Origin of the sequence: Streptomyces sp. MK37H, from assembly GCF_018035285.1 — a bacterium.
Taxonomy (GTDB): domain Bacteria; phylum Actinomycetota; class Actinomycetes; order Streptomycetales; family Streptomycetaceae; genus Streptomyces; species Streptomyces endocoffeicus.
Genome location: NZ_JAAAYH010000338.1, coordinates 1 through 9917, shown reverse-complemented (window position 1 = coordinate 9917; position 9917 = coordinate 1). Strand labels below are relative to the sequence as shown.

Genomic DNA, 9917 nt, shown 5'->3' with positions numbered 1-9917 from the left:
ACCATGGCCACGTGAGCCACAGTGATCCCTGTCGTATCAGCCCTTGCTGGCGCCGAGGGTGAGCCCGGCGATGAAGTGGCGCTGCAACAGCAAGAAGACCAGCACCGTGGGAAGCGCCACGATCACCGACCCCGCCGCGAGCAGGTTGTAGTCGGTGAAGAACTGGCCGCGCAGATTGTTGAGCGCGGAGGTGATGGGCAGCTTGTCGCCGTCGGAGATGAAGACGAGCGCCCACAGGAAGTCGTTGTACATCCAGGTGAATTGCAGGGTGGCGAGCGCGGCCAGCGCGGGCCGGCACAGCGGAAGCGTGATGTTCCAGTACTGCGTCCAGACCCCCGCCCCGTCCACCCGCGCCGCCTCCACGATCTCATCGGGAATGGTGCGCATGAAGTTGGCGAGGACGAAGACGCAGAATCCCACCTGGAAGGCGACCTGAACGGCGAGCACGGCCCAGTAGGAGTCGTACATCGTCATCGAGTCCGACATCCAGTAGGGCAGATTGATCTTGGTGAAGAGCACATAGAGCGGGGTGACGATGACCTGCTGCGGCAGCAGATTTCCCGCCGTGAACACCATCAGCAGCACCAGCCCGCCGCGTATTCTCAGCCGCGTCACACAGAAGGCGACGAACGAGGCGAGAAACAGCGTCAACAGCACCCCGGGCACCGCGATGATGAGCGAGTTGACGAAGTACTTGCCCATCCCGGAGTCGTTGAACGCCTTGGCGTAGTAGTCGAACGACAGATGGCGCGGCAGCGAGAAATAGCCGTATTTCGCGGTCTCCTCGTACGGCCGCAGCGAGGCGTAGACGGCGAGCAGCAGCGGGGCGAGGAAAGCGAGTGACACGACCATCAGAAAGGCGTGCAGCCCGAGCCGGCCACGGGTCACCCGGCGTTTGCCGGTGCCGGTCACCGGGGTCACGGTCCGTACGCGGGCGGGCGGAGTGGTGACGGTCATCCCTTCTTCCCCCCTCGCAGCTCCTGGACCAGATAGGTCACGATGAATCCCAGGGACACGGTCAGCAGGACGACGGCGATCGCGGAGCCGAATCCGATCCGGCTGGCCTCGCCGATGATGTTGTCGGTGACCAGCACCGAGAGCAGTTCGAGCCCGTTACGGCCGTGGTTGATGGCGTAGACGATGTCGAAGGCGCGCAATGCCTCGATCACGGTGATGACGCCGACGATGACATTGACCGGCCGCAGGGTGGGCAGCACCACCCGGAAGAAGGTCTGGGTCTCGCTGGCGCCGTCGATCGCGGCCGCTTCCTTGAGCGAGGGATCGACGGATTTCAGCCCGGCCAGATAGAGGATCATCACATACCCGGTGTGCCGCCAGGCGGCCGCCAGCAGCACCATCCAGATATTGAGGTCCGGGTCTCCGAGCCAGTCCACCGGATCGTTCTTGTTGGCGAGGATCGCGTTCAGCGCACCCTGGTCACGGGAGAAGACCAGCTGCGCGATGAAGCCGACGATGGCGAGGGAGAGCACCACCGGCATATAGAGCGTGGACTGGTAGAAGCGGCTGAACCGGACACCCTTGTCCAGCAGTACGGCCAGCAGCAGTCCGAAGGGCGTCGCGACCAGGCCGAGAAAGGCCACCCAGAGCAGATTGTTGCGGACCGCGGGCCAGAACGGCGGATAGTCGGTGAAGAGGGTCTTGTAGTTGTCGATGCCCACCCAGTGGATATCGCCGATCCCGTCCCAGCTGGTGAAGGACAGGCCGATGGAGGCGAGGGTCGGGCCCCAGATCAGGGCCAGGTCGAGCAGGATGGGTATGCCCAGCAGCACGCCGATGACGGCGAGGTCGCGGGAGGTGAATCTCCGCGGACCCCGCCGTTTGGCACGCCGCGCGGTCGTGAGCGGCACGGCGCGAATCTCCTAGTCGCTGGCGAAGATGGTCTTCTTCTGGGACTCGATGTCCTTGGTGAGGCTGTCGATGTCGTTCGGCTTGTTGATGAACTGCTGAATGGCCCGGATCATCACCTGCGACGCGAAGTCCGGCCGGGTGTCGCGGTCCATGAACTGCGATATCTGCTTGGCGTTCGAGACGAGGTCGACGGCCTTCTTCTGGAGCGCGTTGTACGAGGAGGTGGACGCCTTGTCGTTGACGGCGATGTTGTTCGGGTCCCGCTTCAGGTAGATCTCCTCGGCGGCGGGGGTGGCGAGGTACTTCATCAGCTCCTTGCCCTCCTTCTGCCGCTTGGACTTCTTCGCCAGCAGAAAGCCGTCGATCGGCGCCTCCACCGCGTCCTGCCCGTAGGCGGAGTCGATCTCGGGGAAGGGGAAGAAGTCCAGATCATCGCGGTCTGCGGCGGAGAACTGCTGCCCGGGGTGGGGCAGCCCGAAGACCGCCATACCGGACTTCTTCTGCGCCAGGCTCTGGGCGGCCTCCTGCCAGGTCCGCCCGTTGGCGCCCTTCTGGTGGTACGGCATCAGCCCGCGCCACAGGTCGAAGACGTTTCTGACCTTGGGATCGGTCCAGGACTCCTTGCCGCCCATGAGGGAGATATGGAAGTCGTAGCCGTTGGCCCGCATATTGAGATAGTCGAAGGTCCCCATGGCGGGCCAGCCGTCCTTGTCGCCGAAGGCGATGGCGTCGAGGCCGTCCTTGTCCATCCGCTTGGCGAGCGCCCGGAACTCGTCGAAGGTCTTCGGAACCTCGTAGCCGTGCTGGGCGAAGACGCTCTTCCGGTAGAAGACCGCCCAGGGGTAGTAGTAGTACGGCACGAGGTACTGCTTGCCGTCCTTGCCGGTGGACTGCGCCTTGAGCGCGTCGGAGAAGCCGTCGAAGCCCTTCCAGAGGTCGCTGATCTCGGCGAGCTGCCCCTGTTCGGCGAAGAACTGCATGCGGTACCCGGCGAACCACATGAAGACGTCGTCGGGGGTGCCCTTCAGATAGCGGTTGATGCCCTCCTGGAAGGCCTCGTGGTTGACGGTGTTGACCTTGACCTTCTTGTCCGACTTCTTCTCGTACGCGTTGAACACCTCGGCGAACGCCTTGCGAGGCACGGCGTCGGAGGCGTTGGAGCCGATCTTCACTTCGTTGCCCGGACCACCGCAGGCGGTCAGCAGCGTCGGAAGGGCTACCGCGCCGGCTCCGGCCGCGGTGCCTCGTAGTAGCGCACGGCGGGAGATCCGATGTCCTGACGATGACGGTGCCATGTGCCCCTCCACAGAGGTTCAATCAAACACAACCGAACGCGAGTGAGGGGATCTCACCCGGCGGCCAGGCGAATCGTCAAGGGTTTTGACGAGATATCGAACAACTGTTATCGCATCTCTTCCAACAGACTCCAACAGGGTCTACCGTAAACGCTCGCATGTGACGCAGCCATGACACTGCGTTACCCCCGTTGAGAACGGAGGACCCGCATCGTGCGCCACCGCTGTTTCCGACCCGCGAGGCGAAGAGTCATCGGAGCACTGAGCGCCGGTCTGCTGGCCACGGTCGGCCTGGCCCTCCCGGCCGTCGCCCAGCCCGCGCATCCCGCCGAGGTCATCCCACCGGCCTCCGCCCAGGGCGCCGCACCCGGTGACGGGCTCGCCCTCACCCCTCCGATGGGCTTCAACAACTGGAACTCCACCCACTGCCGCGCGGAGTTCAACGAGGCGATGGTCAAGGGCATAGCCGACATCTTCGTGGCCAAGGGACTGAAGGACGCCGGATACCAGTACGTCAACCTCGACGACTGCTGGGCGCTGCCGCAGCGCGATGCCAACGGCAAGCTGGTGCCCGACCCGGTCCGCTTTCCGAACGGCATCAAGGCCGTCGCCGACTATGTCCACTCCAAGGGACTGAAGATCGGCATCTACACCAGCGCGGGCACCAAGACCTGCAACAGCGCCGGCTTCCCCGGGGGGCTCGGCCATGAGAAGTCCGACGCCCAGCAGTTCGCCGACTGGGGCATCGACTACCTCAAGTACGACAACTGCAATAACCAGGGTGTCGACGCCAAGCAGCGCTACCGCACCATGCGCGACGCACTGAAGGCCGCGGCCGAGACCACTGGGCGCCCCATCGTCTACAGCATCTGCGAATGGGGCGAGAACAAGCCCTGGGAGTGGGCCGGGGAAGTCGGCCATCTGTGGCGGACCACGGGCGACATCAGCGACAGCTGGGGCAGCATGCTGTCGATCGCCAAGCAGAACCTGCCGCTCGCGAAGTACGCCGGGCCCGGCCACTGGAACGACCCCGACATGCTGGAGGTCGGCAACGGCGGGATGACGGCCACCGAGTACCGCAGCCACTTCTCGCTGTGGTCGATCATGGCCGCACCGCTGCTGATCGGTACCGATCTGCGCAAGGCCAACGCCGAGACCTACGAGATCCTCGGCAATCACGAAGTGATCGCCGTCGATCAGGACCCGCTGGGCAAGCAGGGCACCGTGGTCTCCTCCGAGGGCGGGCGCTGGGTCATCGCCAAGGAGATGGCGGACGGCAGCCGCGCCGTCGCGCTGTTCAACGAGACCGACCGGCCGCAGCACATCGCCACCACGGCGACCGGGGTCGGGCTGCCCCGGGCGACCGCGTACCGGCTGCGTGACCTGTGGGCGCACAAGGACTACAACACCGCCGGAGCCATCTCGGCCACCGTCCCGGCCCATGGCACCGTGCTCTACCGGGCCTCGGCCGACACCCGCTGGGCCTCCTACCCACCCGCCGCCGAACTCGGCCTCGACGGCACGGCGCTGACCGAGGCCGGGACCGCCGCCCAGGTCGACACCACGCTCACCGACCTCGGCCGCACCCCGGCCCAGCAGGTCTCGGTCCGGCTCACCGGCCCCGACGGCTGGCGGATCAAGGCCACCTCCCCGACCCGGGCCGCCTCGCTGCCCACCGGCTCGAAGCTGGCCACGCGCTGGCAGGTCACCGCCCCCGCCGGGGCCGCGCCCGGTGCGTACGACCTGACGGTCAGCGCCGACTACCGCTCACCGGGAGGCGACAAGGCCACCGCGCGGCTGGTCTCGGCGGTCCATGTGGTGGTCGCTCCGCCCTCCGGCAGCTCGTACGCGAGCGATCTGCCCTGGCTGAGCGCGCTCAACGGCTGGGGCCCGGTGGAGAAGAACACCAGCGTCGGCGAGAACGACGCGGGTGACGGCCATCCGCTCACCCTCGGCGGCACCACGTACGACAAGGGCCTGGGCGTGCACGCGCCCAGCGAGGTGACGTACTACACCGGGGGCCGGTGCTCGCGCTTCACCGCACAGGTCGGCGTGGACGACGAGGAGGGCACCGCCGGGACGGTCGGCTTCGAGGTCTGGGCGGACGACGCCAAGGTGGCATCGTCGAAGACGCTGACCAACGCCGATCCGGCCACCGCCCTCGACGCCGCCATCGGCGGGGCGAAGACGGTCCGGCTCGTCGTCACCGACGGCGGGGACGGGATCACCAGCGACCACGGGGACTGGGCCGACGCGTCCTTCGCCTGCTGAGCCCCCGCTGAGACCACCACGCTGAGACGTCTCCGCCCCACCGAGATCCACCGATGAGATCCGCCCCTTCCCGCGGCCGTCCCGGGCTCAGCACTCGGGCAGCCCGGGAAGGGGCTCGTCGTTGTCACCGCCCTTGACGTAGACGACGCTCACATAGACATCCCGATGGCCGTTGTCGTCGTCGGTCCTGGCCCACCACACGTTCGTCCACTTGCCATAGGTCTCCCGGCGGCCCAGGTTCTCCTGGCAGTAGAAGTAGTTCACACCGTGCTTGAGGGTGCCGACCGGCTCACCGCCGTGGGTGTACGAGGTGGCGTCGCGCCACACCTCGCAGTCGTACCGCCCGCCGTCGCTGCCATGGCAGACGGGCGCGGCGCCCGAGGGCGGGGCCGATGAAGCCGCCGGGCCGCTCGGCTCGCCGTTGCCGCCGTCCGGAGTGAGTGAGGCCGTGGCATCCGGCCGCGCGCTGCCCTGCCCGGCCGTGGCGCTCGCCTTACCGCCGCCCGGTGCGGCGGTCTTCCCCGGACCCGCCGGTTCGCTCGGCGGATCCTTCGTCCGCCCCGACTCCGTGGTGTGGTCATCGCCTCCGACCAGTGCGTACGTCAGCCCGCCGCCGATGAGTGCGACGGTGGCGGCCGCGGCCGCGATGAGCACTCCGCGGCGCCTGCGACCCGCGCTTCGCGCACCGGCCCTGTCCCCCGCACCCGGCTCCCCACTCACCAGCGGCTCCACCACGGGCGGCGGGCCGAAGCCCGGAGGCGGGGCGGAGGGGGTCGGCTCGCTCAGTGGAACGGGCGGCGGCCCGGCCGCGCCGCGCGGCGTCTCCCCGGCGGCCACCTCCGCCAGCATCCGGCGTGCCTCGGCGGCGGACGGCCGCCCCCGCGGGTCCTTGTCCATCAGCGCGCGCAACACGGGCGCCAGCGGCCCGGCCAGCCGAGGCTCGGGCAGCGGCTCATTGACGATCGCGGTGAGCGTGGACCATACGGAGGTGCGGCGGAACGGCGACGAGCCCTCCACCGCCGCGTACAGCGTCATCCCCAGCGCCCAGATGTCCGAGGCCGGGCTCGGGTCCTGGCCCTGGGCGCGCTCGGGCGCGAGATAGTCCAGGGAGCCGATCAGCTCGCCGCTGCGGGTCAGCTTGGTGGTCGCGCCGTCCTCGGGCGCCTCGAGGCTCGCGATGCCGAAGTCCGTAAGGACGACACGGCCCTCGCGGTCCAGCAGCACATTGCCGGGCTTCACATCCCGGTGCAGCACCCCGGCGCCATGGGCCGCGCCGAGCGCGTCCGCGACCTCGGCGCCGATCCCCGCGGCCTCCCGGGGGTCGAGGGTGCCTCGCTCGTCGAGCACATCGTCGAGCGAGGGCCCGTCGATCAGCTCCATGACGATGAGCGGCAGCCCGCCCTCCTCGGCCACGTCGTGGACCGTGATCACACCGGAGTGCCGGATCCGGGCGGCCGCCCGCGCCTCCCGCTGCATCCGGGTGCGCAGATCGGCCAGTTCGGCGCTGGAGGCGTCGGTGTGGGCGCGCAGCACCTTGACCGCGACCTCCCGGCCGAGCACCGCGTCCACGGCCTTGCAGACCACCCCCATGCCGCCCCGGCCGAGGCGGCCCGTCACCCGGTACCGCCCGCCCAGCAGCCGCCCGGACAGATCGCCGCCCATATCCGCCGGTGCCACCGCTCCGCCTTCCCTCGCGCGCTCCTCGGTCCCGCCCGGCCACCGCGGTGCTTCCGGGCTTCCGGGCGAACAGCTTAGGGGGAGACGGTGACAGCGGGTCGGGGGGCGGACGGTGACGATGGGGCCTCAGCCACCGGTGGGACGTGTGCCCGCCGCCGGGCCGAACCCCTCCAGCCGTGCCTCCTGCGCCGCCGCGGCGGCCGCGCCCACCAGCCCGGCGTCGGTGCCCATCTGCGCCGGGACGACCTCCAGCCCCTGGACGAACGACAGGGTCGCGTAGTCGCGCAGGGCGCGCCGCAGGGGCGCGAAGAGCACGTCCCCGGCGCCCGCCACGCCGCCGCCGATGACCGCCACCTCGATCTCGACGAGCGCGGCGGTCGCGGCGATCCCGGCGGCCAGGGCCTGGGCGGCCCGTTCGAAGGAGGCCCGCGCGACCGGTTCTCCGGCCCGCGCCGAGGCGGCGACGGCCTCGGCGCTGGTGTCGCCGTCCGGCCCCGGGCGCCAGCCGCCGTCCAGGGCACGGCGGGCGATGTTGGGGCCGCTGGCGATCCGCTCCACGCAGCCGCGTCCGCCACAGGGACACAGGTCGCCGTTCAGCTCCACGCTGATGTGGCCGATGTGCCCGGCGTTTCCGGTCGGGCCCGGGTGCAGCCGGCCGCCCAGGACCAGCCCGCCGCCCACGCCGGTGGAGACCACCATGCACAGCGCGCTCTTACGGCCGCGCGCCGCGCCCTGCCAATGTTCGGCGGCCGTCATCGCCGGCCCGTCACCGACCAGCGACATCGGCAGTGCGCCGGTGGTCTCCCGGACCCCGGCGACCAGCGGGAAGTCACGCCAGCCGGGGATGTTGACCGGGCTGACGGTGCCCACTGAGGCGTCCACCGGGCCCGCGCTGCCGATGCCGACGGCGGCCACCCGCGACCAGTGCGCCGTGGCCGCGAGCTCCTCGAGCACGGCGGTGACCTGGCCCATCACCGTGGCGCCGTCCTCCTGGGCAAGGGTGGCGCGGCGGGCACGTACGACCAGCTTTCCGCTCCCGTCCACCAGAGCGCCCGCGATCTTGGTCCCGCCGATGTCCAGTGCGGCGATGAGGTCACGTGGCATAGGTGTCGACTCTCCTGGTGGGCATGCTGGTGGGCATGGACGTGTTCGGTGTGCGGCAATAGTCTTCCCGGCGCTGACAACGTTGTCCAGGGGCTATGCTCGTCACTCCCTCCCCCACGACGACCAGCGACGGGACGAGCGCACTGTGACCGACACCGCCCCGGGCACCGCCAGCCGCACCCCCACACGCCGTTACGGCACCCGGCCCACTATGAAGGACGTCGCCGCACGGGCCGGGGTCGGCCTCAAAACCGTCTCCAGAGTGGTCAATGGCGAGCCGGGCGTCACCCCCGACACCGAGCGCCGCGTCCAGGAGGCCATCACCGCGCTCGGCTTCCGCCGCAACGACAGCGCCCGCATTCTGCGCAAGGGCCGTACGGCGAGCATCGGACTGGTCCTGGAGGATCTGGCCGACCCTTTCTACGGTCCGCTGAGCCGCGCCGTAGAGGAGGTCGCCCGGGCCCATGGCGCGCTGCTGATCAACGGGTCCAGTGCGGAGGACCCCGAGCGGGAGCAGGAGCTGGTGCTCGCGCTGTGCGCGCGCCGGGTCGACGGCCTCGTCATCATCCCGGCCGGCCATGACCACCGCTATCTGGCGCCCGAGATGGCGGCCGGGGTCGCCACCGTCTTCGTCGACCGGCCGGCGGGGCGCATCGACGCCGACGCCGTGCTCGCCGACAGCTTCGGCGGTTCCCACGACGCCGTCGCGCATCTGATCGCCCACGGCCACCGCCGGATCGGCTTCCTCGGCGACCTGCCGGGCATCCACACCGCCGCCGAGCGGCTGCGCGGCTATCACGCGGCGATGAGCGAGGCCGGGTTGCCGGTCCATGACGCCTGGGTCTCGCTCGGCCCCACCGATCCGGAGCGGGTCCGGGCCGCGGCCACCGCGATGCTGGACGCCGCCGAGCCGGTCACCGCGCTCTTCGCGGGCAACAACCGGGTCACCGTCACGGTCGTACGGGTCCTGGCCGAGCGCCCGGCGCCCGCCACGCCGGTGGCCCTCATCGGCTTCGACGACTTCGAGCTCGCCGATCTGCTCTCCCCCGGGATCACCGTCATAGCCCAGGACTCGGCCCAGCTCGGCCGCACCGCCGCCGATCTGCTCTTCCGACGCCTCGACGGCGCGGGCGGGGACCCCCGGCGGCTCGTCCTGCCGACCCGGCTGATCCCGCGCGGCTCGGGCGAACTGCCCCCGCCCGCGACATCCTGAGCGCCCTCTCCCCCAACGGCACGCCTCCCCCGAACGTCCGATCAGCCTTTCCCCGATCGGCACCCTTCCCCCGAACGCCTGAACGGCCCCGCTCCGGTTGCCTCGGTCTCCCACTCCCCCGAGGGTGGAGGAGGAGGGCCCGGGGCCCGTCCGACGGAACGAGGGAGACGCGATGAGCGGGCGCCGAATGCGGACGATCTGCGCGGTGAGCCTCATGGCCGTGCTGGCGCCGGCCGCCGTCGGCTGTTCGGACGACGGGGGCACCCCGTCGTCCGAGGTGTCCCGGGCCTCCGCCGCCGTCGCGTCCGCGAGGGCGTCGGCCCAGGCCGAGCTGGACAAGATCAAGGGCGGCTCCCAGGCCAAGCGCGAGGTGAAGGTCGGCCGGGTGAGACGCGACGGCACGGGACGGGCCGTCGCACCGCTGACCGTGACCAACGGGGCCGAGCACCCGGCCAACTACGCCATCGAGGTCACCTTCCGCAACGCGA

General features: G+C 70.0%; 8 protein-coding genes. 3 read left to right on the top strand and 5 right to left on the bottom strand.

All coding sequences use genetic code 11. The features are described from left to right. Positions 1-36 precede the first annotated feature (36 nt). From GWI24_RS33185 to GWI24_RS33175, 3 genes are read right to left on the bottom strand one after another with little or no spacing between them, the layout of a single operon-like run. On the bottom strand, positions 37-957 hold the full coding sequence (locus GWI24_RS33185; RefSeq protein ID WP_210949759.1) for a carbohydrate ABC transporter permease: 921 nt from the start codon (positions 955-957) through the stop codon (positions 37-39). Beyond that, the gene (locus GWI24_RS33180) at positions 954-1868 is read right to left on the bottom strand and encodes a carbohydrate ABC transporter permease (RefSeq protein WP_210949758.1); all 915 of its coding nucleotides are present in this window, start codon (positions 1866-1868) and stop codon (positions 954-956) included. The genes GWI24_RS33185 and GWI24_RS33180 overlap by 4 nt, the downstream gene beginning before the upstream one ends. A 12-nt stretch (positions 1869-1880) precedes the next feature. Then, the gene (locus tag GWI24_RS33175) at positions 1881-3164 is read right to left on the bottom strand and encodes an ABC transporter substrate-binding protein (RefSeq protein WP_210949757.1); all 1284 of its coding nucleotides are present in this window, start codon (positions 3162-3164) and stop codon (positions 1881-1883) included. Between the two features lie 213 nt (positions 3165-3377). Between GWI24_RS33175 and GWI24_RS33170 the strand changes: the two genes are divergently transcribed. Continuing rightward, positions 3378-5435, top strand: coding sequence for an NPCBM/NEW2 domain-containing protein (locus GWI24_RS33170; protein ID WP_210949756.1), 2058 nt, complete (start codon positions 3378-3380; stop codon positions 5433-5435). A gap of 87 nt (positions 5436-5522) precedes the next feature. Here GWI24_RS33170 and GWI24_RS33165 read toward each other — a convergent pair whose 3' ends face one another. After that, complete coding sequence (locus tag GWI24_RS33165) at positions 5523-7097, bottom strand: serine/threonine-protein kinase (protein WP_210949760.1); 1575 nt, start codon at positions 7095-7097, stop codon at positions 5523-5525. A 141-nt stretch (positions 7098-7238) separates the two neighbouring features. After that, positions 7239-8216 carry an ROK family protein gene (locus GWI24_RS33160; protein WP_210949755.1) on the bottom strand — a complete coding sequence of 326 codons (978 nt, stop codon included), beginning with the start codon at positions 8214-8216 and terminating at the stop codon, positions 7239-7241. A 145-nt stretch (positions 8217-8361) separates the two neighbouring features. Between GWI24_RS33160 and GWI24_RS33155 the strand changes: the two genes are divergently transcribed. Together GWI24_RS33155 and GWI24_RS33150 are read left to right on the top strand one after the other, a co-directional pair. After that, positions 8362-9429 (top strand): LacI family DNA-binding transcriptional regulator, encoded by a 1068-nt coding sequence (locus GWI24_RS33155; RefSeq protein ID WP_210949754.1) that lies wholly within the window; start codon positions 8362-8364, stop codon positions 9427-9429. A gap of 172 nt (positions 9430-9601) precedes the next feature. Beyond that, positions 9602-9917, top strand: a 316-nt coding sequence (locus GWI24_RS33150; protein ID WP_210949753.1) for a hypothetical protein, incomplete at its 3' end; no start/stop codon positions are given.